The following is a 23,225-nucleotide window of genomic DNA, read 5'->3' on the forward strand; positions in this document are numbered from 1 at the left end:
TTTTGCTTACTGATAGTATCACTGTATGGATTCACACATTTTCACTGGTACCGCTGTACAGGCAATAGATCGTTACCTGATTAACGACCTCGGAAAGCAATCGGCCGAATTAATGCAGCTGGCCGGTGAGTCTGCCTTTGCGCTATTGCAACAGAGATTTGACGAGACTGCACGGTCAATGCTTGTCTTGTGTGGTCCAGGTAATAATGGCGGCGATGGATTCGTTGTTGCGCTGGAAGCATTGCGCGCCGACTGGCCAGTACAGTGTGTTGCTGCGAGTGCACCAAAATCTGAAGCGGCTAAGCAAGCGTTCAATCGCTACCGCGAAGCCGGCGGTCAACTGAGTCCGGTCGATCAGGTAATGGGTGGCGAAACGTGCTACGAGGTGGTCGTTGACGCCTTGCTTGGACTGGGCCAAAACGGTGCACCGCGCGGTTTGATCGCTGAGTTAGTGCAATGGAGCAATGAACAAAACGCGTTTCGGTTAGCGCTCGATGTGCCAACCGGTCTGGACGCCGATACCGGGTCGGTGCGGGAACCGATTTTTTCGGCGGATCTGACCATTACATTTCTGGCGCATAAACTGGGCTTGTTGACCGGCGCTGGCGTGAACCACGTAGGCGACTTAGTGCTGGAGACATTGGATGTGACACCGGCCGAGCGTGGTCATGTGGCGCCTGTCGCTAATCTGCTTCAGCCACCAAAACTACCATCCCGCCGCCCTGACTCGCATAAAGGGACTTACGGTCACGTCGTGGTCGTTGGTGGAGACAATGGTATGTTCGGCGCAACGCTCTTAGCCGGTGGTGCAGCGCTGCGAAGTGGCGCTGGCAAAGTCACACTAGCCAGTACCACAGGACATCTAGATAAAGCGGCTTATTGGATGCCAGAGCTAATGAGTACCGTCATTGAGGTCGACGCGTCCCCGGCAATCGCCTCCAGCGAAATTCTAGCCGTGGGGCCAGGTTTGGGTACAGATGAGTGGGGGCGGCATGCTTTTGAGTGGAGCCTTCAGCAAATCAACGACCTAGTGATAGACGCAGACGCCTTAAACTTACTGGCTGAGCATGATGAGCAGTTTCCGTCCGATCGACGGGTGGTATTAACCCCGCATCCGGGCGAAGCTGCACGACTGTTGCATTCAACCACCGCGCAAGTACAGCTCAATCGGCTCAGCACGGTCTCTCAAATAGCACGAAAGTACCGCGCAATCTGCGTGCTTAAAGGCGCAGGGACCTTAATAGCAGATCCAACCGGCCGAGTCGCCCTTTGCAACCTCGGCAATCCCGGCATGGCCAGCGCTGGGATGGGGGATGTGCTGACCGGTGTGATTGCCGCCTTGCTTGCGCAGGGACATCGCCCGTTTGATGCGGCCTGTGCCGGTGTGTGGCTACACGCAAAGGCGGCTGATATTGCAAAATCTGATATCGGCGAAGCCGGGTTGATAGCCACTGACGTTATCCAACAGCTGCCGCTCACACTGGTACGTTGCCAGCAGAGCTAATGTTGGAAGTACTCAAGTATTTTGCGACTTTTTAGTCGATGATTCACTTGTGCGACGTTGATACTCTGAACCAAGAAGAAACGCCACCGCGCACCAGGCGAGCCCCAAGAATAAACTGATTCCGGCGATGCCAACGGCACCAACTCCCAGCGCGCGTACACCGGAGAATGCGAATGCACTGGCCATATTTCCGCCGCGTAAAATGGTGGTGTCAATAAAGTTTTTGGCTTTGTATTTTTCCTCGCGGCTGACCACCGAGAACAGCATTTCGCGCGTCGGCTTCATGATGGCGTAGTCGCCGGAGCGACGAAAGACTTCCACTGCGACCATCACGCCGAGTATTGGAAGGGCTGTCATCACGCCAAAGCCGATGGTAATGCCGAGTGGCACAAATAAAAGCGTGGCTCGGAATCCCCATTTTTTGATCATGTGTGCGGTGACGAACAGCTGCAGTAACAGTGCCAATACATTGGCAGCTAAATCCACACTTGAGAACAGGCGGGTACGCAGTTCTGGATCCGCATAGTTTCGTTCGATTAAGGTTGCCTGCTGAATCTCGATAAATGTAATGCTGATGGCGTAGAGTGCAATGAGCAAACAGATCCCGAGCAAGTATTGATTCCGGAGTATGAGCGTGATGCCGCCCCAAACGCTGCCTTTAAGCGCGCGATTCTTGACGGTGTGCGTGGTTGGTTCTTTGCTGAACTCGTCGTTTTGCCAGTTTGTCAGCCAGTTAATCGTGAGTACCGACACGCAGAGTAAGCTGCCGGAAATGAGGAGCAGTGGTGCCAACCCAAGGCGTGTCACCAGGAAGGTGGTAATAATGGGGCCGCTAATTGCCCCAGCGGTACCACCGGCGGCAATAAACGCGAATAAACGGCTCGCTTGTTCCCGGCTGTAAACATCGTTCATAAAGCTCCAGAACAGCGAGACAATGAACATATTGAATACATTAACCCAAACAAAAAATGCGCGTGTTACCCAAATAGAGCGCGCATCAACGTTAAACAGAAAGTAAAAGATCACCAGATGGCTGGCGAAGAACAGGGTGCAGTAGGCCAAGAATTGCTGGGTACGAAAACGCGTGGTAACCCAACCAAATACCGGCGTAATGGCGATTAAGACCAGAAATGTCATTACCATCAGCCATTGAATATTGACCACTCCGTTCGCAATTGCCATCTCAGAGCGGATTGGCCGAATGATGTAGTAGGCGCACAAAATGAGGTAGAAATACCCGCAGGAAATCAGTAAGGCGCTGATTTCTTTCGATTTTACCGAGACTAGACGGTTGAGGAGTTGGGTGATGTTCGACATCGTGTTACCAGGGGTAATGAACGAATGTCTGACATCATATAAAAAATGCTGAATTTCACATAAAACGAACGTTCGCTCTATTTTTTGTGCTAGACTGCCGCCATGTCAACTAATGCCACCAAAGTCATTGAGAGCCGCGACACGCTGGATACACCGGTCGCGCTATCCTCTTTTGCGGCATTTAGAGAAACGTTTCCACTCCAAGGGGAGCGGCTGTATACCGAGCTGTTTGAACGTAATAGTGACATCGTTCAAACCCAAAAAGCACGGTTTGCTGTGGCGAATCTCGAGAAAATCATGAAGGCGACCTTTGAGGTGTCGTCGGTTTCTGGATTCGACCGCATGTCGTTGCGAGACCTGTCTCGACAAACAGGTATGAGTATGGGGGCAATCTATTCCTGCATCAGCAAGAAAGAAGACATCGCCCTAATGGTGGCTGATATCGTTCGGCTGTCGAGCGAGTTGACGCGCCAACATGCGTTACGTGTGAGCTCAAACTGGGCCCAAATTGAAGAGAGTATTCGGTTTCATTTGTATGCCAGCACCTTATTGCAGCCCTGGTATTTCTTTCTGTTTTTCGAAACGCGCAGTTTGCCGGAAGAGCAGCAACAGGCATCGACGCAAATCGAGCTTGATGGTATTCGCAGTTTTGAAGAGCACATCAAAAACGGAGTATTGCAGGGGGAGTTCTTTACAGACGATGCGCGCATGGTGGCCAACACCATCGTGGTATTGATGGAAGATTGGTATCTTAAACCTTGGAAAAACCGCTTGTCGGGCGAGCGGCATGGCGATGCTGTTTGGCAAGAGAAGCAAATTAATAACTATCACCGTGCTGTAACTGACATGGTGAAGAAGCTGTTGGCGAGACGTTAAATCGCCGTTCATTCAACGAAATCAAATTTGAAAATTCTAGCGAGCATTTATCATGAATTACAAAGTCCCATTAAAAGACATTAAGTTTGTGGCCAATGAAGTGTTGGGTATGTCCGAGCACTATGCCAAATTCACCAAGGGTCAAGCGGTGGATCCCGAAACGCTGGATGCGATTTACGAAGAAGCGGCCAAATTCTGCGAAAACGAACTTGAGCCATTAAACAAAATTGGTGATGAAGAAGGCTGCACGTTCAAGGACGGCGAAGTCACCACGCCAACTGGTTTTAAGGAAGCGTACAAGAGCTTTGTTGACAACGGTTGGCCATCATTGTGCGGTCCGGCTGAGTTTGGCGGTCAGGATATGCCGGAATCGGTTGGTCTGGTAATGATGGAGATGATGATTGCCTCGAACCACAGTTGGAGTATGTATCCCGGTTTGAGTTCAGGTGCCATCAAAACAGTCCACACACACGCACCGCAGCATTTGAAAGAGCGTTTTATGCCGCCAATGGTGGCAGGTAACTGGACCGGCACCATGTGTTTGACCGAGCCCCATTGTGGTTCTGACTTAGGTCTTCTTAAAACCTTCGCCGTCCCAGACGCCGAAGCAACGGAAGACGGTTCCTATAAGCTTACCGGTAGCAAGATTTTTATCTCGTCCGGTGAGCACGATATGGCAGATAACATCGTTCACATCGTACTGGCACGCCTGCCAGATGCGCCAGCAGGCATCAAAGGTATTTCTTTGTTCTTGGTTCCTAAGTTTTTGGTTAACGAAGATGGCTCACTGGGTGAGCGCAATACGGTTAGCTGTGGTTCGATCGAAGAGAAAATGGGTATCCACGGCAACTCAACGTGCGTGATGAACTTTGATGAAGCCAAAGGTTATTTGATCAGCGAGCCACACAAAGGTATGCGCGCAATGTTTACCTTCATCAATGAGTCACGTCTGGGCGTTGCTATGCACGGCCAAGCGCACTCGGAAGTCTCGTTCCAGAAAGCATTGACCTATGCCCGCGACCGTTTGCAATTCCGTGCGCATCCTCGAGTCGATGAGAGCAAGCCAGCTGACCCGATTATCTGTCACCCAGACGTTCGTCGTATGCTGTTAACGCAAAAAGCCTTCGCCGAAGGCGGTCGCATGTTGAATATGGCCTGCGGGCAGCTGGTGGATGTCACCTTGTCACCAGATTTCTCAGACGAAGAGCGCGAAGAAGCAGAAACCATGCTCGCCGTATTGACACCGATCGCGAAGGGCTTTTTGTCCGAAACCTCGCTGGAAACCACCAACTATGGTATCCAGGTTCTAGGTGGCCACGGATTCATTAAAGAGTGGGGCATGGAGCAGGAAGTCCGTGATGCACGTATCTCACAATTGTATGAGGGTACTACTGGTATCCAGGGTCTTGACCTCTTGGGCCGTAAGATTCTGCAATCGCGCGGCAAAGTACTGAAGCCTTTAATGGCGCGTGTACAAGCGTTTATCAAAGAAAACAAGCGCAACAAGTTTGCCAAAGAGCTGAAGTCATACGTTAGCTCTTGGGAAAGTCTGACACGCTCTGTCGGTTTCTCTGCCATGAGCAACACCGACGAAGTAAACGCAGCAGCGGTTGATTACTTGATGTTTGCTGGCTACGTCACAGTGGCGTACTTCTGGGCGGAAGCCGCCGTCGCGGCTGAGAAAGCCATTAAAGATGGTGCCTCAGAGCCAGAGTTCTACAAGACCAAAATTGCAACGGCAGACTTTTATTATCAACGCATCATGCCGCGTATTTTGGCGCATGAAGCGGCAATCAAAAATGGCGTCGATACTATGATGGCCATTGATGAAGAACACTTTGCGTTCCTATAAATTGACCTATTAGGCCAGTTCGAAAAAGCCCGCTTTAACGCGGGCTTTTTTGTGTTTGCGTTGGGGTTTTCGTGCAGCCCAACTATGGGTAAGGTGAATTGGTGCGCAACATATTCATGAAAAGTCGACGTGATACCGATAAAAGTGATCAGTTCGGGTCCCCTGTTCAGCTAGATCGGCTTTATCATTATTCCTATAAACAAGGCCAATACATCGGCGCTACGTCTGCGATACAGATATTGTTTGGCGACGATTCAGGGACGAGCGAAAGCCCATAACGTGCCAAACAAACGATGCCAGTGCCGTTGATCATGAGTACGGTGCGTAAGCATCCGTTGCGGAGGGGTGAAGAAAAACCCCTTTGATATTATCGCCGGGGCCCCAACCTAGCTAAGCTAGAAGCATTTCGTGACGAGACAGGTTCGTGCGCGAGTCTCCAGTGTGAGCGGGTCTCCTACCGACCTGCTTTCGCGCGTACGAGGAATAAAAACAACGAGTTTTGAAACCCTGTCCTTCAACAACTTAGGGCATTAATCCAGTCTTAAGGGAACTGGCTACGTCCGCTAGTCACGACAGCGAGTCTTTACGGGGGGGACTACCTTGTATCAGGTGACTCACTTAATTTATAGCGAATAAACTGCCTAATCTCTGTTGGTTGCGTGATCTCGTAAACCTTCCTCACTTTGGGTGGCGGACTTCAAATGGCAAACATCGAATGGCTTACTAATGACCGTTTTCATTGAACAGCCTAGTTTGCAATGATCGATTACGATGTGCTTGCCTTTGGATACGCCAGAGGCTTCCTGCTATAGCATCTTGAATCACAGTCCCGGTCTTGATTTCAGGTCACATAAACGACATGCTGAATCGCTTCTCGGCCAGCACCTGGTACGATAAGCGGCCGCTTAAGTAAACAAAGCTGCCCTCGGAGCGCATGTTTCTATGGTCCAGTAAGGCTCTGTTCGCTCGAATTTGTTCGCTCACGCTCTTTGATCTTCGGGAAGAGTAAGCCAAGCAAGAAATATCCACCTTTATCGTCGGTGTTACTGCGAATGCTGATTGACGTTATGACCTAGACCCGTATGTACTGTGATTATTGTTTCATATTGATTAAATTTTATTCTGCGCTTCTTCGTGATGGTTCTCCTGTGATACTGATTGCATTGCTGGGCTCGCCAAAGATGTCTGGTCTGAGCTGATAACGAGACACCTGACCTTGGGTGAGACGTTCAATATTTTTGCATGTACGCCACCCGGGTCGCTTATTCCCGCTCAAGAATTGACTGATCAGGCTTTGTGAGACACCACACGCGACAGCAAACTCCGCCTGAGTCCCGCCGTGTATCGCCATTGACTTTCTTACTAAAGCAATCACGCCTTGATCATCCATGGATTAAGGTTATTACTTTGGTAGTCACTTGTCAATACTTTAGTAGTTGGAATAATATTACTTAAGTAATATTATCAGTCTATGAGCTTAGCTGACCGAATTAATGCACGAATACACGCCCTGAGCTTAACGCAGGACGAGGTGGCATTGCGTGCCGGGATATCTCAAGGCATGGTTTACAAGCTGACGTCTGGTCGCGCAAAGCGTACGTCGCATATCGTTGAGTTGGCGCGTGCCTTAGAATGTGAACTGGGCTGGCTGGCCACAGGCGAGCACTTTGGACAGGGCGTTGGCGAAGCAAGTGCAGATTACCAAACCAACAGGGATGGTGCGCGACGAGAGGAGGTAGAGCGGATGTTGTCTCGATTGCCAGAGCAGGATCAAAAAGAGATTGCGTTACACATTATGCAATCTCTTCTCGATAAGTAAGTGGCGTTTTTAGCCAGCTGCGGGGCGTAGCATATCGATATGCGGAATCCCATCTTCTAGGTAAACCTCAGATTGCGTTTGAAAGCCGAGGCTGGTGTAAAATTTTTCTAGGTACTGTTGTGCCCCGATCTTTATTGGCTGGCCAGGATGCCGCCGTGAAACAATGTCGATCGAGCGCGCCATCAAGCGCCGCCCAAGACCGCCACCACGGTGCGTAGCCGCGGTGGCAACCCGTCCAATGGATGGATTCGGATAGGTGATTCCTGGCCCCAACAACCGTGAGCAGGCGATTAACTCATCATCTTGCCAGGCAAGTAAATGACTGCCTTTGAGGTCCGCGTCATCGATGTCGGGGTAGGGGCAGTTTTGTTCGACGATGAAGACAGCCTGCCGCAGGCGCAGCATCTCGAACACTTCGCGTCCAATTAATTCTCCGAATCTGGCGTGTTGCCAGCGCGTTGTGGCATCAGACATGGTAGCCAAACGGGTCATCAATTGAGTGTGACGGTTCGGTAAACCATTTTGGGCCTTCGCTGGTCATATAGAAATGGTCTTCCAAACGGATACCAAACTCACCGGGTATGCAGATCATGGGTTCGTTGCTGAAACACATGCCGATATCCAAGGGCGTGGTGTCACTCGACACAAGATACGGCCATTCGTGGATATCCAACCCGATTCCATGGCCCGTTCGATGTGGTAATCCGGGTGTGGTATAGGCAGGACCGTAGCCCTGTGACTCCAGGTATTCACGTGCGACTGTGTCAATCCTGCCGCAGGGTGCCCCGATTTTTGCCGCCTCGAAGCCTGCCGCTTGGGCGCATTTCTCGTGCTCCCATACTTCACGATCACGGTCGGTCGGCGTACCGAACACGTAGGTCCGAGTGATGTCTGAATTATAGCCGTGCACCTGACAGCCAGTATCGATTAGGACCATGTCGTTCAGGTCGAGTGTTTTCGGATTGCTGACGCCGTGCGGGTATGCGGTGTCTTCTCCGAATAAGACAATACAAAAATACGAGCCTTTTGGTGCCCCAACCTGACGGTGAGCCGCATCAATAAACTCCGTGACTTCGTCCGTCGTGATACCCGGTCGCAGAATTTTAGCGGCCGCTTTATGAACCTCCATTGTCATGTCTTTAGCGCATTGCATTAGGGCCAGTTCGGCGGTGGATTTGCGCATGCGACATCCGGCAGTGACGGGTTTAGCATCAGTAAATTGTGTTTGTGGGCTGGCTTGAACCAGTCCGTTGCTGATGAAGAATGGGCATGACTCATCCAATCCAATCACCGCGTCATTTCCTAAGCCAAGTTGTTCCAGTAGCTGTGAAAACAATGCATAGGGCGACTCGTGTTCATGCCAGCCATGAACCTCGCCTTGAACCTGGAGATAGCCGCGTAAAGTGCTGATCTCAAAGTGTGGCGCAATGTAGTGCAAGTTGCCAGATGCGGTCAGTAATGCCCCGACCATCCGTTCACTGGCGCCCCAGCGCGTACCGGTGAAATAGTATAGATTGGTGCCAGCATTGAGGTAAATGGCGTCAAGTCCAGCTGTGCGCATCGTGTCACAGGCGTTTTGTTTACGTTGTTCAAACTCACTGAGGCTTATCGCCTGGGCTTTAGTCGCCATATTGACCAGTTTGCTCAGTTCTGTGTTGGCGTCGCTACCGCCGACTCCAATTGTCATAATTTGTCTCGCTCTTTTAAGTGATACGCGTTATAAGGAGGCCGAAAACAACCTGAATGCCTCTGACATTGTGCAGATCGCACACGACAACACGCCCTGAGGTGCGCGTGTGCTTTGCACAGAGTGACATACGATAACGCGCGTGGAATTTACTATGGCCATCAAGCCAACAATATATAAGTTGAGGATTGCACTCTCTGATCTGGAACGCAACTATTATGACAGCTTGTCGTTAACGGTAGCGTTACATCCGTCAGAAACACTGACTCGCATGATGGCGCGGGTCATGGCATTTTGTCTAAATGCAACGCCGGATCTGACGTTTACCAAAGGGTTGAGCGAACAAGACGAGCCCGATATCTGGATTAAGTCGTACGACGATAAAATTAAACTCTGGATCGAAACTGGAGAGCCTGTGGTAGATCGGGTGAAAAAAGCGGTTCGTAGTGCAGAGTTAGTCAGGCTGTATACATTTAACAGTAAAACTGACGTATGGTGGTCTCAGAACGGTGCTAAGCTGTCGCAAAGCGGCGCGCAAATAACGCGTTTTGACCCCAATAGTATTATTCGGATGGCCGAATTAGCAAACCGAACCATGGACTGTTCGGTCACGATTACGGGGCAGTCGGCTTACGTAGCGGTGGCTGACGGCGAATGTGAAATTACTTGGGAAGTCCTTTGTGAATAAATTTTAGTTTTTTTGAATCCATTCCCTCGCGGTTCGCATCTAAACATCAGAAGTACTAAAACACGAGTGAAAAAAGGTGTGACGTTATTGTCTCGCAGCAACGACTAAACACCATGAGTTGCGCAGTAAAGCGCGTTTACGCTCTACACCAAATGATGGGATTGGAGTCGGTGGTTACCAGCCCGCTATAAGAGATAGAGCCTTGTTGATATCAGGGTCATAGGATATTGAAAATGAAATTAGCCAAATTTAAACCGTTTTTGATCGGCGTCGGAATTCTGTTCAGTGCAGTGGCGATCATTGTTGTTTTGCAATCCATCAAGCCTAAGCCCGAAGAGGAAGAGAGCACAAAGCCGCCATTGGTGGTGCGGACTGTTGATGTGACCGACATTGAGCAAGTGGTCTATTCGAGCTTTCAAGGCGAAGTGCGGGCGAAGACCGACATTGAATTAGTGACCGAAGTGAATGGCAAGGTCAAATCTGTGTCGAATAAATTTATTGAGGGTGGTCAGTTTGAACCGGGAGAAGTGCTGTTAGAGATCGACGATGCCGATTATCAAGTCGCATTGAAGTCTGCCGAAGCAGCGGTAGCTTCCGCACAGGTCGATGTGGACATCGAGCTGGCAACTGCGGCGACTAATGCTCGTGAGTGGGAGGACCTGCAGGGTAAACCGCTCGATCAGGCAAATCCCTTGCGTTTGAATAAGCCTCAGATCGATCGCGCCAAGGCTCGATTGGATGCGGCGAAGGCGGAACTTGCGGCGGCGCGCCTGAACTATGAGCGCACCAAGATATCCGCGCCGTTCTCGGGGCGCATTATGACAAAGTCGGCCGAATTGGGACAGTTCCTAAGTCGCGGTGCCAGTATTGGTCGCGTATTTGCCACCGATGCGATGGAAATTCGAATCCCGATGACCGACGTGCAGATCGAAGAACTGGGTTTGAAGGTAGGCTACTCTTCAGATAAATCAGGGGATGCCGGTCATCCAGCTAAAGTTTCGGCAGTGTTCGGTACCGAGCGGCATGAGTGGCCAGGTTACTTAAAGAGCATTGACGCAAGTGTTGATAACGACACGCGTCTGTTGTTCGCGACCATCGTGGTAGAGAATCCATTTGCGTTGAATCAAGAGCAAGATGTCCCATTAGTTCCAGGACTATTTGTTGATGTTGAATTGGCATCACCGACTAAGTTAGCTGGATTACAGATTCCACGCACCGCGCTGCGCAATGGCAATCAGGTCTATGTTTACCAAAATGACGAACTCGCGACGCGTACTGTCAAGGTGGTGTACACCTCGGAAGAGTTTGTGATCGTAGCCAATCACGGTTTATCTGACCTAAGCCCTGGCGATCGGGTAATCACATCGTCAGTGCCAGGTGCACACACCGGTATGGCGGTGAAATTACCGGAATCCGACGTCGCACCAATTGCCGAGCCAGCCCTGGAATCTGCGGATGATGACGAGGAAAAAGTAGTGTCTCCGGATGCCTCTGATGCCGCGACATCCGCTGCTGCCGACGCCCAAAGCTAATTACCGCATACTACGAGGAGAAAGCAAATGAAAAGCTTAATAGCCTGGTGGGCTGATAACCACGTCGCGGCAAATCTACTGATGATTGCCATCATTATTGCCGGCATCATGGGTTTTAATAAGTTAGAACGCGAAATTTTCCCGACCATCGCATTTCCAGGCATGCAGGTGATCGTTGGGTGGCCCGGCGCCAGTCCACGCGATGTGGAGGAGCAAATCGTATCGCGAATTGAAGAGTCGCTGAAGGACCTTGAGAGTCTGGATTGGATTCGATCGGAGTCAGCGGAAGGCTATGGTGGCGTTTACATCATGGCCGAGAACGCGGCTAATTTTTCGTCTGTCATGGACGATGTCACCACACGGGTTAACAGTATTTCCAGTCTACCACCTGACATAGAACAGCCGCGGATTACCCAATGGGTGACGCGTGAGGAGATGATGCGAGTTGCGGTGCACGGCAACGTCGGTGAACGTCAGTTAAAGCGTTTGGCGGAAGACATGCGGCGCGAAGTCGCACAATTGAAGGGCGTGTCTGTGGTCGAAATTTTCGGCACACGTAACGAGGAAATATCCATTGAGGTCAGCGAAAGCGCGCTGCGTCGATACCGTATCAGTTTCGATGAGATCGCTAACGCGATTCGGGGATCGTCGATCAACTTATCTGCCGGTAATGTACGCACCGGTGGCGGCGAGTACACCCTTCGGACTAACAATTTAGCGGACACGGAAGTGGATTTTGCCAGTATCGTAGTACGTCAACTGCCGGAAGGTGGTGTGATTACGGTAGGCGATGTTGCCACCGTGATCGATGGTTTTGAGGAGAATGAGATTCTCGCCACGTTGAATGGTGAACCTGCCGTCTTAGTGCAAGTTATGTCGAGCGAAGTGATGGACGTAGTCACGATGTCCAAGTCAGTTAGAGAGTGGATGGAGAAGCGCAAAGAAACGCTGCCTGAAGGCGTGAGTCTAACGTTATGGCAAGATTCAGCGATTGACTTTAATAGTCGGCTATCCACCATCGGCAGTGCCGCATTCTCTGGTTTGATTTTGGTGTTCTTGGTGCTGTTTCTGACTTTACGCCCCAAGGTCGCATTTTGGGTTGCCGCTGGTGTTGGTACAGCGTACGCAGGTGCCTTTGTGTTAATGCCAAGTCTGGGTGTGTCTTTGAACATGCTATCGACTTTCGCATTTTTGCTGGTGCTCGGTATCGTAGTTGACGATGCAATCATTGTCGGTGAACGTATTCACACCGAAGTAGAGTCTGGTAATGGGGGATTACAAGGCGCGATCGATGGTGCATCCCGCGTTGCTAAGCCCGTAATTTTTGGTGTACTGACGACCATTATCGCCTTTATGCCGTGGTTATTTATCAGTGGTGCCACCTCGGAGTTCACGCGCCAAATCTCATGGGTGGTGATTCTGGCTCTGAGTTTCTCCTTGATCGAATCCTTGTTTATTCTGCCAGCGCATCTGTCTAACGTAAAACCAGTGCATGCGCACAATCGACTAACCAAAGCCCAGAATCGAATTGCAGAGAGCATTGTTTGGTTCGGGGATGTGAAATACGGCGCGTACTTGCAGCGTGCGCTGCGTAACCCGTTGATTACCATAGTGATTTTTATCGCCGCACTGTTGGTGGTGGCTGGCGGGATTATGGGCGGCGGCTACGTGAAGTCCTCCTTTAATCCAGAGATTGAAGCCGAGCAAGTAGACGTAAATATCGATTTGCGAGAAGGGACGACGTACGATCGCGCCCTTGAGATTCTTGGCCAAATTCAGCGAGCACAAGAAACCTTGATCAACGAGGTCGAGACTGCCGCAGAAGAAGGCGAGAGCCAGAAGGTTATCGAAAACTGGTATACCCGCTCTCGCCGCGACAGCGTGATAGCAATCATGCGTCTGGCACCTGCCGAAGTTCGCGCGATGGGTGCGAAAGAAGTGGCATTACGCCTACGTGACCTGATCGGGCCGGTTCCCGAAGCCAAGTCTGTGCGGGTCGGATACTCCATGGATAGCGACGGTCCAGATTTGGACATTTCGGTACGCCACCCAGATCTGGATCAGCTGCAACTGGCGGTGGATGACATTACGGATAAGTTGCGTGGATTCGCGTCGCTGTATGACATTTCCAATAATCTGGACAGTGCCAGTGAAGAACTGCGTTTTCAACTTAAGCCTGGCGCTGAGCAGCTTGGGCTGACCTTGGGACAGGTGATGCAGCAGGTCCGTCAAGCCTACTACGGCGATGAAGTCCAGCGTTTGCCTCGCGCATCGCAAGACGTCAAAGTGATGGTGCGCTACCCGAAAGCCAGCCGCAACTCATTGGAGAGTCTGAAACACTTCCGTATTCGCATGAGCGATGGTCGAGAGGTGCCTTTGACCTCGGTAGTTGATATTTCTTATGGCCCAGGCCTCAAGCGAATTCAGCACTGGGATGGCTTACGTGCAGCGCGCATTCAAGGCTATTTGCGCGAGCCCGTGTTGAAGGAAATCATGCAGGAAATGAACGATGAGTTCTTTCCCCAGCTAGAGAAGAAATACCCAGGGCTGACCCGCGCCGCAATTGGCCAGCAAGTCGCAGAAGCTGAGTTCAATGCTGAGATTGGGCGATTAAGCTTAATCGCATTGATGGCCGTGTTGTTTTTATTGGCTATTGCGTTCAAGAGCTATTTTCAGCCATTGGTTATCATGGCTGCGCTCCCCTTTGCGTGGATGGGCGCAGTGATTGGTCATCTGTTCCTTGGTGAGTCTTTCTCGCTCTTTAGTATCTTCGGGGTCGTGGCCGCGTTCGGCGTGGTTATCAACGACAACCTTGTATTGGTTGACGCGTTCAATGAGTACCGCAAACAGGGTATGAGCGTGTTAGACGGCATAGTTCGTGCTGGTAAATCACGGTTCCGCGCTATTCTGATCACGTCGGTCACCACGTTTATTGGTTTGGTGCCGTTGATGCTGGAAAAATCTAGCCAAGCGGCCTTTCTCAAGCCGATCGTGATCTCACTGGCATTCGCGCTCTTGGTCGCTTTCTTTTACACCCTGTTCTTTGTGCCCGCGCTGTTGGTCATCGGCGATAAAATTGCTGGTTGGTTTCGTCGTGTATTTGGTTCGGCAAAACTGAGTGCTAACTATGTAAAAGCGAAACTAGATGCGTAACTAAGAAAGCTGAATGGCGAGACCAGAAAGGCCAGGCACCGATTTCGGGTCTGGCTTTTTTGTGTCTGGTAGCGTGGTAAGCCTGCATGACTTGTTCACCGCAAACAGTTACGATGTGCGCTTTATCAAACTCCGAATTCCCTGTAAAACACTATGTCAGATAATCAAATTGATTTTTCCGAACGCCAAACCAGCGTCGATGTTGCCCCAATTTTTGTACAGCGCTGGTCGCCACGCGCATTTCAACAGCACCAGATTGAAGAACCTGTCCTTACGAGAATTATGGAGGCTGCGCGGTGGTCACCGTCGTGTTTTAACGCGCAGCCCTGGCGTCTCTACACCTCAACGGGTGCGACTTTTGACGAGTATTTAAACTTACTAGTCGAGGGCAATCAAGCTTGGGCCAAAGACACCAGTGTGATCGGGTTTATGGTGGCTGAACGCCATTTTGAACACAACGGCAAGCCCAATGCGTATGCTGAGTTCGATTGCGGGGCGGCGTGGATGGCGTTAACCTTACAAGCTAGAAAAGAAGGCCTCTACACGCATGGAATGGGGGGCATCTTAAAACCGGAAATCACCGACTATTTGAAGCTCGATCCGGCCCGACACGAGGTGGTGATGGGGTTTACGATCGGTAAGCTCGCCGATCTGTCGAACCTCAGTGACGAGAAACGCAATGAGGAAGTGCCGAATAGCCGTAAATCACTGGATGAAATATGGTTTAGGTAGCGAACCATGAAAGCGGGATAACGCGATGCGATTATCCCGCCCTGATACGAATCCGTTACAACCCGTGCTGTTGCATCACGGTGCGTAAGGACTGCTCAAAGATTGCCACGATACTGTCCACGTCCGACTTGGTTGTGACTAGCGGTGGTGAGAAAGCCACTGAATCCACTGAAGGCAATGGTCGCGCGATCAATCCATTTTTGTAACATTCTGCGGTCACTTGAGGTGCGATTTTGGTGCTTGGCGCAAAGAATGTCTTGCTGTCTTTGTCTTGCATCAACTGCACTGCAGCGAGCATGCCTTGACCGCGGATCTGCGCCACGAACGGGTCATTTGCAAAACGCTGCTGTAATTGTTGATGAAAATAGGCACCGACATCGGCCGATTGGTCTACCAGTTTTTCAGACTCAATGATGTCCAAGTTAGCCATTGCCACGGCAGCCCCGATCGGGTGTCCAGCATAGGTGTAACCGTGTGCAAAACTGCCATATTTGGCTGACCCTTGCTTGATTACGTCCCAGATTTTTTCGGTGATGAAGGACGCGGAGAACGGAAAGTAACCACTAGTAAGCGCTTTTGCAGTGGTCATCATATCCGGTTCGATATCGTAAACTTCGCTACCAAACCATGTTCCCAGTCGACCAAACCCGCAGACCACTTCATCCGCAATAAACAGGATGTCATACTTTCGGGTGACTGCTTGTATTGCGGCAAAATAGCCTTCGGGTGGCGTAATGACGCCGCCGGCACCCATCACGGGTTCGGCGATAAATGCGCCGACTGTGTCAGGTCCTTCGCGCAGTATCATCTGCTCCAGTTCGTCTGCGCGGCGCTGCGAGAATGCTAACTCGCTTTCCCCTGGGTTCGCGTGGCGAAAATAGTCAGGCGATTCGGTATGCAGTACACCGTCGATTGGCAAATTAAAATCTTTATGAAACGAGGGTAGGCCGGTCAAGCTGGCCGTGGCAACCGACGTGCCATGATACGCCTGCCAGCGCGAGATGATCTTGCGTTTGGCTGGCTTTCCAATCAGGTTGTGGTAGTACCAAACAATCTTCATCAACGAGTCATTACCGTCTGAGCCGCCGCTGGCAAAGAACACTTTGGACATTTGTTTGGGTGCCAATGACAGTAACCGTTCAGCCAGTTCGATCTGCGGGACATTCGACATGCCCGTAAACGTATGGTAATAACTAAGGTTGGTGGCTGCTTGTTGCATGGCGTCGGCGAGTTCACTTCGGCCGTAGCCCACGTTGACACACCATAGTCCTGCCACGGCGTCGATCAGGGTATTCCCGTCGGTGTCGTGCAGGTGGATACCCTTTCCGCTCTGAATGATTTTTGAGCCAGTCTCGGCAAAGTCATGGGCATTAGTGGACGGATGCAGGATGCTTTGCGCGTCTAATTGTTTTAGGTTCTTGTGCTCTGAGGGCATAGTCTTACCGTGATATTTTTATTCGTGGTGATGCTAAGTTAGCATATGCTTCACGCAGCATGAGTAACGTGATTAAATTCGATATATGATTCTTTCCAGCACTTGGCAACAAAAAAAACTGCGGAACAACTCGGTTTTCTCCGAGATAAATTTACACTTACAGGCGTTAGTTAGCAGCACTGACCAAACTCTCTACGATTGAGGGGACTAGATTGAGGGAACTATGGCGGCACTCAGCAAAATAAATAAAATTGATCTTAAGATTCTGACGATTCTGCAAACCAATGCGCGAATTACCAATCAACAGTTAGCCGAGCAGGTCCACCTCTCGGCCAGCGCCTGCCTAAGTCGAGTGAAACGCTTGGAATCGGAAGGCTTGTTAAAACGCTATGTGACGGAAATAGACCTCGAAAAACTGGCGGCGCACGTAGAGGCCTTTGCCGAAGTGACCTTGGAAAACCATTTTCCTGAGGACTTCGAGCGTTTCGATGCCGCGGTGCGGGATATTCGGGAAGTCACCGACAGCTATAAAATCAGTGGCGCTTACGACTACTTACTGAAGTTCGTGTGTACCGATGTCAAAAGCTACAACCGTATCAGTGAAGAAATACTTAAGAGTAATATTGGTATTGGGAAAATGAACACACTGATCATTCTTGAGCGGACCAAAGACTTCTCCGGCTACCCGTTAGATACGTTGGTTGATCTTTAACCGCCGATTAACCTGTGATTCCTCCGTTCGGCACCATATTCACCGCGGTGAGGGTCTTTCGCGCATACTGTTTAGCGTAGATACATTGTCTTAAACCTGACTCGACAGTAGGAGTGCAACAGTATGCAGAAAAACCAAATTATCAGTGTGTTTATCACTGCGTGTTTGCTGAGTGTGGTGGTGAGTGACATTTTATTCAAGAATCAACACGCGACTGACGCAGTCGTGTCTATGCCCCTAACTATCTCGATCCAGCACGACGATTCAACTCTAAGCACGACGTTTAAGCTGACTTTGGATCAAACCGACTCTCCATCGAATATGGTTTCCGGTTTGGCGAATGTATTGCATGTGCAAACACAGTTGTGGATGGCTGCTGCCACCACCGCCGTAACGCAGTCACCGCAGCTGATACTCGATTTTTGTGGTCACCTTGTGGCGCGAGTGGTGAACGACTAATGCAAACCCAAGCCTCCCACTCTGTACCCCTTTTTACCGCGAGTCGTTCTTTTTGGGTGTGTCATATCGGCGGTGTTTTACTGCAATTTAGTTTCGCACTCGTCCTCTGGTTTGTGTTTGGTTTTAAGGAAGGGTTCTCGGTGTCCATGCTGGGCAATACGCTCTGGCTTTGCGCTTTTTTCATCGGTGGCCTTTATGTGCGCCAACGCAACATTGTGTATCGACGCTTAGACCTTCCTAACAGCACTATTATTGTAAAAAATGTAGGGCTGGTGCTTGCGGTAAGTGTCATGGCGGTTGCCTTTATGTGTGTCATTATGTTGCCGATTCACTACGACGAAATTATTCGCCTTCAGCGGCTGCAGGCTCCCTCACAGTCACCTGAGCATATTATTTGGGCCTTCCTGTTTGGCAACTTTGTGCAATCAACTTTGTATTTCGTATGTTGGGTTGCCGTGTATTTGGGGATTACGAATTCGCGCCGTGCGCATCAGACGAGGATCGACAACTTACAACTACAAAACAGCCTTAAAGAAGCGCGTCTCAGCAGTTTAGCGAATCAGTTAAACCCCCATTTTTTGTTTAATGCATTGAACAATATTCGCTTTATGATTACCGAAGATGCTAAACAGGCTGAGAACATGCTGATGTCTTTGTCTGCAGTATTGCGGTACTCATTGGAGAGCAGTAAACAGGAAACCGTGATGTTGAGTCAGGAGCTTGATATCACTCAACGTTATTTAGATTTAGTGAAAATTCAGTTTGAAGACCGACTCCGCCTCTCCATGCGTGTGGACGATGGTTTGCAGTCGGTGATGGTGCCGCCCATGATGCTGCAAATGTTGCTTGAAAATGCGGTAAAACATGGCATTGAGCGAATGCAGTTTGGCGGAGATGTTGACGTCAGTATTGTGAAGGAGTCGGACATGATGAAAGTCTCCGTGAGCAACAGTATGCCCGATTCGCCTTCGGTAAGCGCAGCAAACGATACCAATGGTGAAAGTGGGATTGGCTTGCGCAACATTGATCAGCGACTACAATTACTCTACGGTCCAGCCGCAGGGTTGTATACGGACGTCAATGATCATAAGTTTCACACGCGTGTGGTCGTGCCATTGGAGCAGGCGCAATGAAAGCATTGGTCGTCGAAGATTCGCGGTTAGCGCGCGAGGGGCTGCTCAAAATGCTGGCAAACCACGAGAACCTAAGTGTCGTCGGCGCGGCTGATCATCCGGCCACCGCGTTGTCTCTGATTGAGCAGCATCATCCTGATGTGTTGTTCCTGGATATTCATATGCCGGGTGAAAGTGGGTTTGATCTACTTGAAAAAATCCCTTATGAGCCAAAAGTAATTTTTACCACGGCGTATTCAGAGTATGCCTATCGGTCCTTCGATTTTAATCCGGTTGACTACTTGCTAAAGCCGATTTCCGAAGAGCGGTTGGCTGAAGCCATTGATAAACTCAAATTTGGGACGCGCGAGCATGAATCGGTCGCTGAGACACTCGATATGAATAGTAAAATGTTCATCAAGGATGGCGATGATTGTCATTTGGTGTCGCTTGCCGAAATTCGCTACTTTGAAAGCTGCAAGAATTACGCGCGGGTATTTTTTGCGAATCAAAAACCGTTTGTGAAAAAAGCGCTGAACTCGATAGAAACGCGATTACCACAACGCTATTTTTTTCGGGTAAACCGCCAATACATCGTGAACTTGAACGAGATTTCAGCTATCCATGAAGGTGTTGGTGATGGCTATGAACTCACCATGAGTGATGGCATGGTGGTCGCGGTGTCGCGGCGCAACGCGGTAGATCTCAAACGTCGACTGAGCTTTTAGACTGAGGTGAGAATCACAGGTCGCGGCGCATAGTTCAGTTGGTTAGCAATATCGTGGTTGCAGGTGCTCGCCTGTGTTTGGACCAGAAGGCGAGCTGAATTTTGTACGGCCATGAGGGGCGTGAACCGCAGAATCTAACTCTCTTGGTTTCGCTTTCAATGCCTAATTTCGGGGTCAACATGCCAGAATGAACGGCATTGGAGGGTACCTCATGATTATAGTTCGCACGGCAAAAGAATCTGATCTCGACGGCGTCATGTCGCTGGCTGAACAGGCGTTTCCCGGTATGACTACCTTGCCGCCTGAGCGCGCAGTGTTGCGCAGTAAGCTGGTTAACTCGGCTGCTAGTATTGAAAAAAATATCACGCAACCAGACGATGAGACCTATTTTCTGGTAATGCATGATACTGAGAAGGATTTGATCGTCGGCACCGCAGCCATTATTGCCTGCTTGGGCAGTAAGGATGAGTTTTATTCGTATAAGCTCAATAAAGTGACACACTCCTGCAAGGAGCTGGATAAAAAAGTGACGTTTGAAATGTTGAACCTGTCCAATCATTTTGAGGGTTTTTCTGAGGTTGCGACGCTCTACTTAGATCAAGGTTACCGCAAGAATGGTAACGGTCGCTTGTTGGCCAAAACGCGTTATTTGTTTATGGCGCAGTTCCGTGATCGATTTCCAGAGAGTGTCATGGCGGATTTGCGTGGCTATTTTGATGAGCACGGTAACTCGCCGTTTTGGGATGCCGTTGGCAGCCACTTTTTTGAGATGAGTTTCGCTGATGCGGATCTTTATGGTGCGGTACATGGCAATCAGTTCATTGCTGACTTAATGCCTAAACAGCCGATTTATGTGAATATGTTGCCACGCTCGGCGCAAGCGGTAATTGGTCGTCCGAACGACGTTGGCAAGCCGGCTATGCGAATGCTGGAGAAAGAAGGCTTCCGCTGGAATGGGCATGTGGATATTTTTGATGCGGCGCCCAGCGTGGACACCAAAATCGACGATATTCGATCGGTTCGCAACAGTCACCTCGCTGAGCTGATTGGTATTTCTGAATTCGACGGCGATGATCAAGCGCTGATCGCAAGTAGCGACATCCACTCTTTCAAAGCGTGTGCCACCCGTATTTCAGTGGAAAAAGGCGGTGTGCGCTTGCCACGGGCCACCATTAAAGCACTCGAGCTGGAGTTGGGTGATTCGGTCCGATACTTGTTGAGCAACCCAGAATCCACATCCTGAAGCGCGCACGCTTCGATCACCACGAGATATCATGAATAGCTACGAAGTCAACTTTGATGGCCTGATCGGCCCGACGCATAATTACGGCGGTTTGTCGCACGGCAATGTGGCCTCCAAGAGCAACGCTTTAAAGATCGCGTACCCGAAACAAGCGGCGCTGCAGGGCTTGCAAAAAATGCAACAACTGCGCAGCCTGGGCTTGCAACAGGGCGTATTGTTGCCACAGCAACGTCCGCATTTGCCCACCTTGCGTCGACTTGGTTTCACAGGTTCGGACACCAAGGTCATAGAGCAGGCCTCGAATCTGGCTCCGGAACTGTTAGCCAGTTGTTATTCGGCCTCCAGTATGTGGACCGCTAATGCGTGTACCGTTTCGCCCAGCGCGGACTCTGCCGATCAGCGGGTCCATTTTACGCCAGCGAATCTGAGCAGCATGTTTCATCGCTCGATCGAGCACGAGTGCACCGGTAAATTGTTGCAGGCGATCTTCAATAACGAGCAGCACTTTGTGCACCATCCTGCGTTGCCAGCCGGTAGTCATTTTGGTGATGAAGGTGCGGCCAACCACAATCGATTTGCGGTTGATTATGGCGCACCGGGTGTGCAACTGTTTGTCTATGGTCGTTACGCGTTTCGTGAGAATACACTGGCGCCAGCGCGCTTCCCAAGTCGTCAGACCTTTGAGGCATCACGGGCAATCAGCCAGCTACATCATCTCGACCCTGGCCGCGTGGTGTACGCCCAGCAGAATCCGCAGATCATTGATGCGGGAGCGTTTCATAACGACGTAGTCAGTGTGTCGAATCTGGATACGTTCTTTATGCACGAGGAAGCCTTTGTTGATAAGCAGGTGATGCAGGAATCGTTACAACGACAGTTCGGTGAGTCGCCGCTGCACTTCATTGAAGTGCCAACCGATGCCGTCTCGCTCGAGTCAGCGGTTAAATCGTATTTGTTTAATTCTCAGTTGGTCAAATTGCCGGACCAGCAAGGCATGGTACTCATCCTGCCTCAAGAGAGTCGTGAAAACGACGCAGTGTATGCATATTTACAGACTCTGCAAGAATCGCACACACCGATTCAGAAACTGATCTTTGTGGATGTGCGTCAGAGTATGCAGAACGGCGGCGGCCCGGCTTGTCTGCGATTGCGAGTGGCGTTAAATGAAGCCGAGCTCGCCGCAGTCAATCCGCGTTTCTTACTGAACGACGCCTTATTCGACACCTTGAGTGATTGGGTTAATCGCCACTATCGAGACGAGCTACGTCCTGATGATTTGCGAGACCCATCGTTGGCGCAAGAGAGCTTTAGCGCCTTGGATGAATTGACGCAGATATTCGACCTGGGAGCATTTTATGAATTCCAGCGTTAGTACGCAGCGCTTCTTAGCTAGAACGCTGGCGGCGCCGGAATCACCGACATCGCTGACCGAAACGCTTGCCGATGGCACGCGACTGACGTTGCTTGACGCCGGTGTGTTGCGCATCAGCCCAACGCAACCCGGCTCACATCGAGCGCTTATCTCTTGCGGGGTTCACGGTAATGAGACTGCGCCGATGGAGATCGTTGATCAGCTTGTGTCTGACATTTTCAACGGGCAGCTGAAGGTCAACAATGAGTTGATGTTTGTCATCGGTAATCCCCCAGCCGCCATCGCAGAGCAGCGGTTTGTCGAAGAAAATTTGAACCGCTTGTTTTCAGGCAAGCACCGGCACTCGACGGCTAAAGAGGCTGCGCGTGCGGCGCGGCTGGAAGCACTGACCGAGGCGTTCTTTCTCGACGGTGACGAGCCACGACTGCATTATGATTTGCACACGGCGATTCGCGGTTCTTATATCGAGAAATTTGCCGTCTACCCGTATCTGCACAGTCGGACATGGTCAGAATCACAGTTTGGTTTTTTGGAGCAAGCGGGTATCGAGGCGGTCCTGCTCTCCAATCAGCCGTCAGGCACGTACTCTTACTTTAGTAGTCATGAGTTTGGTGCCGACGCGTTCACCATCGAGCTCGGTAAGGTTCGAAAGTTTGGTGATAACGATATGCGTCGTTTTGCACAGATGACGGAGTCGTTACGTCGTGTGGTTGATGGCACAGAACGTTTCGTTGCTCGACGGCAAGCAATAAAGATCTTTGCAGTAGTCGAAGAAGTGATTAAACGCAGTGAAAATTTCAAGCTCCACATTCCGGATGAGGCCAAGAACTTCACTGAGTATGACGCTGGCGCTTTGCTGGCCTCGGACGACGATTATGAGTACCGCACTCAACGTGATGGCGAGCGTTTTGTCTTCCCCATTACCAACGTACCACCAGGCCAACGCGCGATGCTTGTCGTGGCGCCGGTGACCGATTTAACTGAATTAACCGAGGCGTAAACGC

The 23,225-nt window shown here is 50.5% G+C and carries 20 protein-coding genes; 15 read left to right on the top strand and 5 right to left on the bottom strand.

The genetic code is table 11. The annotated features are described in order from the left end of the window. The first annotated feature begins 25 nt into the window (after window positions 1–25). Complete coding sequence (locus tag IE055_RS01860; RefSeq protein WP_189398303.1) at window positions 26–1,504, top strand: NAD(P)H-hydrate dehydratase; 1,479 nt, start codon at window positions 26–28, stop codon at window positions 1,502–1,504. 12 nt (window positions 1,505–1,516) lie between these two features. On the opposite strand, the gene IE055_RS01865 is transcribed toward IE055_RS01860, so the two are convergent. After that, complete coding sequence (locus IE055_RS01865) at window positions 1,517–2,821, bottom strand: NTP/NDP exchange transporter (protein ID WP_189398304.1); 1,305 nt, start codon at window positions 2,819–2,821, stop codon at window positions 1,517–1,519. 102 nt (window positions 2,822–2,923) lie between these two features. Here IE055_RS01865 and IE055_RS01870 point away from each other — a divergent pair, with 102 nt between their 5' ends. Together IE055_RS01870 and IE055_RS01875 are read left to right on the top strand one after the other, a co-directional pair. Further along, window positions 2,924–3,697 (top strand): TetR/AcrR family transcriptional regulator, encoded by a 774-nt coding sequence (locus IE055_RS01870; RefSeq protein ID WP_189398305.1) that lies wholly within the window; start codon window positions 2,924–2,926, stop codon window positions 3,695–3,697. Window positions 3,698–3,746: 49 nt separating this feature from the next. Beyond that, window positions 3,747–5,549 carry an acyl-CoA dehydrogenase C-terminal domain-containing protein gene (locus IE055_RS01875; RefSeq protein ID WP_189398908.1) on the top strand — a complete coding sequence of 601 codons (1,803 nt, stop codon included), beginning with the start codon at window positions 3,747–3,749 and terminating at the stop codon, window positions 5,547–5,549. Window positions 5,550–6,666: 1,117 nt separating this feature from the next. On the opposite strand, the gene IE055_RS18030 is transcribed toward IE055_RS01875, so the two are convergent. After that, window positions 6,667–6,939 carry a YdaS family helix-turn-helix protein gene (locus IE055_RS18030; RefSeq protein ID WP_189398306.1) on the bottom strand — a complete coding sequence of 91 codons (273 nt, stop codon included), beginning with the start codon at window positions 6,937–6,939 and terminating at the stop codon, window positions 6,667–6,669. A gap of 81 nt (window positions 6,940–7,020) precedes the next feature. On the opposite strand from IE055_RS18030, the gene IE055_RS01885 reads away from it, so the two are divergent. Next, on the top strand, window positions 7,021–7,368 hold the full coding sequence (locus IE055_RS01885; protein ID WP_189398307.1) for a helix-turn-helix domain-containing protein: 348 nt from the start codon (window positions 7,021–7,023) through the stop codon (window positions 7,366–7,368). Window positions 7,369–7,377: 9 nt separating this feature from the next. Here IE055_RS01885 and IE055_RS01890 read toward each other — a convergent pair whose 3' ends face one another. Both IE055_RS01890 and IE055_RS01895 read right to left on the bottom strand, forming a co-directional pair. Then, entirely contained in the window at window positions 7,378–7,842 is a 465-nt protein-coding gene (locus tag IE055_RS01890; RefSeq protein ID WP_189398308.1) for a GNAT family N-acetyltransferase, read from the bottom strand. Further along, the gene (locus tag IE055_RS01895) at window positions 7,835–9,055 is read right to left on the bottom strand and encodes a M24 family metallopeptidase (protein WP_189398309.1); all 1,221 of its coding nucleotides are present in this window, start codon (window positions 9,053–9,055) and stop codon (window positions 7,835–7,837) included. Before IE055_RS01895 ends, IE055_RS01890 begins: the two co-directional genes overlap by 8 nt. Window positions 9,056–9,209: 154 nt before the next feature. Between IE055_RS01895 and IE055_RS01900 the strand changes: the two genes are divergently transcribed. The 4 genes from IE055_RS01900 to IE055_RS01915 all read left to right on the top strand — a co-directional run bounded on the left by IE055_RS01900 (window position 9,210) and on the right by IE055_RS01915 (window position 15,160). Then, the gene (locus IE055_RS01900) at window positions 9,210–9,743 is read left to right on the top strand and encodes a YaeQ family protein (RefSeq protein ID WP_189398310.1); all 534 of its coding nucleotides are present in this window, start codon (window positions 9,210–9,212) and stop codon (window positions 9,741–9,743) included. A 233-nt stretch (window positions 9,744–9,976) separates the two neighbouring features. After that, window positions 9,977–11,275 (top strand): efflux RND transporter periplasmic adaptor subunit, encoded by a 1,299-nt coding sequence (locus tag IE055_RS01905; RefSeq protein ID WP_189398311.1) that lies wholly within the window; start codon window positions 9,977–9,979, stop codon window positions 11,273–11,275. 27 nt (window positions 11,276–11,302) lie between these two features. Continuing rightward, window positions 11,303–14,428 (top strand): efflux RND transporter permease subunit, encoded by a 3,126-nt coding sequence (locus IE055_RS01910; RefSeq protein WP_189398312.1) that lies wholly within the window; start codon window positions 11,303–11,305, stop codon window positions 14,426–14,428. Window positions 14,429–14,581: 153 nt separating this feature from the next. Continuing rightward, a complete protein-coding gene (locus IE055_RS01915) occupies window positions 14,582–15,160 on the top strand; it encodes a nitroreductase family protein (RefSeq protein ID WP_189398313.1) in 579 nt (192 codons plus the stop codon). Between the two features lie 55 nt (window positions 15,161–15,215). Here IE055_RS01915 and IE055_RS01920 read toward each other — a convergent pair whose 3' ends face one another. After that, on the bottom strand, window positions 15,216–16,595 hold the full coding sequence (locus tag IE055_RS01920) for an aminotransferase (RefSeq protein ID WP_189398314.1): 1,380 nt from the start codon (window positions 16,593–16,595) through the stop codon (window positions 15,216–15,218). Between the two features lie 223 nt (window positions 16,596–16,818). Between IE055_RS01920 and IE055_RS01925 the strand changes: the two genes are divergently transcribed. The 7 genes from IE055_RS01925 (at window position 16,819) to astE (ending at window position 23,221) form a co-directional block, all read left to right on the top strand. Further along, window positions 16,819–17,307, top strand: coding sequence for an Lrp/AsnC family transcriptional regulator (locus tag IE055_RS01925; protein ID WP_189398315.1), 489 nt, complete (start codon window positions 16,819–16,821; stop codon window positions 17,305–17,307). A 123-nt stretch (window positions 17,308–17,430) separates the two neighbouring features. Then, entirely contained in the window at window positions 17,431–17,766 is a 336-nt protein-coding gene (locus tag IE055_RS01930; RefSeq protein ID WP_189398316.1) for a hypothetical protein, read from the top strand. Then, window positions 17,766–18,899 (top strand): sensor histidine kinase, encoded by a 1,134-nt coding sequence (locus tag IE055_RS01935; RefSeq protein WP_189398317.1) that lies wholly within the window; start codon window positions 17,766–17,768, stop codon window positions 18,897–18,899. The genes IE055_RS01930 and IE055_RS01935 overlap by 1 nt, the downstream gene beginning before the upstream one ends. Then, entirely contained in the window at window positions 18,896–19,606 is a 711-nt protein-coding gene (locus IE055_RS01940; RefSeq protein ID WP_189398318.1) for a LytR/AlgR family response regulator transcription factor, read from the top strand. Before IE055_RS01935 ends, IE055_RS01940 begins: the two co-directional genes overlap by 4 nt. 211 nt (window positions 19,607–19,817) lie before the next feature. Continuing rightward, window positions 19,818–20,849, top strand: a complete 1,032-nt coding sequence (gene astA, locus IE055_RS01945) for an arginine N-succinyltransferase (protein WP_189398319.1) — start codon at window positions 19,818–19,820, stop codon at window positions 20,847–20,849. A 31-nt stretch (window positions 20,850–20,880) separates the two neighbouring features. Next, entirely contained in the window at window positions 20,881–22,221 is a 1,341-nt protein-coding gene (astB, locus tag IE055_RS01950; RefSeq protein ID WP_189398320.1) for an N-succinylarginine dihydrolase, read from the top strand. Next, window positions 22,205–23,221: a succinylglutamate desuccinylase gene (gene astE / locus IE055_RS01955; protein WP_189398321.1), complete on the top strand. Its 1,017-nt coding sequence runs from the start codon at window positions 22,205–22,207 to the stop codon at window positions 23,219–23,221. The genes astB and astE overlap by 17 nt, the downstream gene beginning before the upstream one ends. The last annotated feature ends 4 nt before the right edge of the window (window positions 23,222–23,225 follow it).

Origin of the sequence: Arenicella chitinivorans (assembly GCF_014651515.1) — a bacterium.
Lineage (GTDB): Bacteria > Pseudomonadota > Gammaproteobacteria > Arenicellales > Arenicellaceae > Arenicella > Arenicella chitinivorans.

Excerpts from the sequence above, each read along its gene's own strand:
- IE055_RS01860 (WP_189398303.1), top strand. The coding sequence starts at position 26 with ATGGATTCACACATTTTCACTGGTACCGCTGTACAGGCAATAGATCGT.
- IE055_RS01865 (WP_189398304.1), bottom strand. The coding sequence starts at position 2,821 with ATGTCGAACATCACCCAACTCCTCAACCGTCTAGTCTCGGTAAAATCG.
- IE055_RS01870 (WP_189398305.1), top strand. The coding sequence starts at position 2,924 with ATGTCAACTAATGCCACCAAAGTCATTGAGAGCCGCGACACGCTGGAT.
- IE055_RS18030 (WP_189398306.1), bottom strand. The coding sequence starts at position 6,939 with ATGGATGATCAAGGCGTGATTGCTTTAGTAAGAAAGTCAATGGCGATA.
- IE055_RS01885 (WP_189398307.1), top strand. The coding sequence starts at position 7,021 with ATGAGCTTAGCTGACCGAATTAATGCACGAATACACGCCCTGAGCTTA.
- IE055_RS01890 (WP_189398308.1), bottom strand. The coding sequence starts at position 7,842 with ATGTCTGATGCCACAACGCGCTGGCAACACGCCAGATTCGGAGAATTA.
- IE055_RS01895 (WP_189398309.1), bottom strand. The coding sequence starts at position 9,055 with ATGACAATTGGAGTCGGCGGTAGCGACGCCAACACAGAACTGAGCAAA.
- IE055_RS01900 (WP_189398310.1), top strand. The coding sequence starts at position 9,210 with ATGGCCATCAAGCCAACAATATATAAGTTGAGGATTGCACTCTCTGAT.
- IE055_RS01905 (WP_189398311.1), top strand. The coding sequence starts at position 9,977 with ATGAAATTAGCCAAATTTAAACCGTTTTTGATCGGCGTCGGAATTCTG.
- IE055_RS01910 (WP_189398312.1), top strand. The coding sequence starts at position 11,303 with ATGAAAAGCTTAATAGCCTGGTGGGCTGATAACCACGTCGCGGCAAAT.
- IE055_RS01915 (WP_189398313.1), top strand. The coding sequence starts at position 14,582 with ATGTCAGATAATCAAATTGATTTTTCCGAACGCCAAACCAGCGTCGAT.
- IE055_RS01920 (WP_189398314.1), bottom strand. The coding sequence starts at position 16,595 with ATGCCCTCAGAGCACAAGAACCTAAAACAATTAGACGCGCAAAGCATC.
- IE055_RS01925 (WP_189398315.1), top strand. The coding sequence starts at position 16,819 with ATGGCGGCACTCAGCAAAATAAATAAAATTGATCTTAAGATTCTGACG.
- IE055_RS01930 (WP_189398316.1), top strand. The coding sequence starts at position 17,431 with ATGCAGAAAAACCAAATTATCAGTGTGTTTATCACTGCGTGTTTGCTG.
- IE055_RS01935 (WP_189398317.1), top strand. The coding sequence starts at position 17,766 with ATGCAAACCCAAGCCTCCCACTCTGTACCCCTTTTTACCGCGAGTCGT.
- IE055_RS01940 (WP_189398318.1), top strand. The coding sequence starts at position 18,896 with ATGAAAGCATTGGTCGTCGAAGATTCGCGGTTAGCGCGCGAGGGGCTG.
- astA (WP_189398319.1), top strand. The coding sequence starts at position 19,818 with ATGATTATAGTTCGCACGGCAAAAGAATCTGATCTCGACGGCGTCATG.
- astB (WP_189398320.1), top strand. The coding sequence starts at position 20,881 with ATGAATAGCTACGAAGTCAACTTTGATGGCCTGATCGGCCCGACGCAT.
- astE (WP_189398321.1), top strand. The coding sequence starts at position 22,205 with ATGAATTCCAGCGTTAGTACGCAGCGCTTCTTAGCTAGAACGCTGGCG.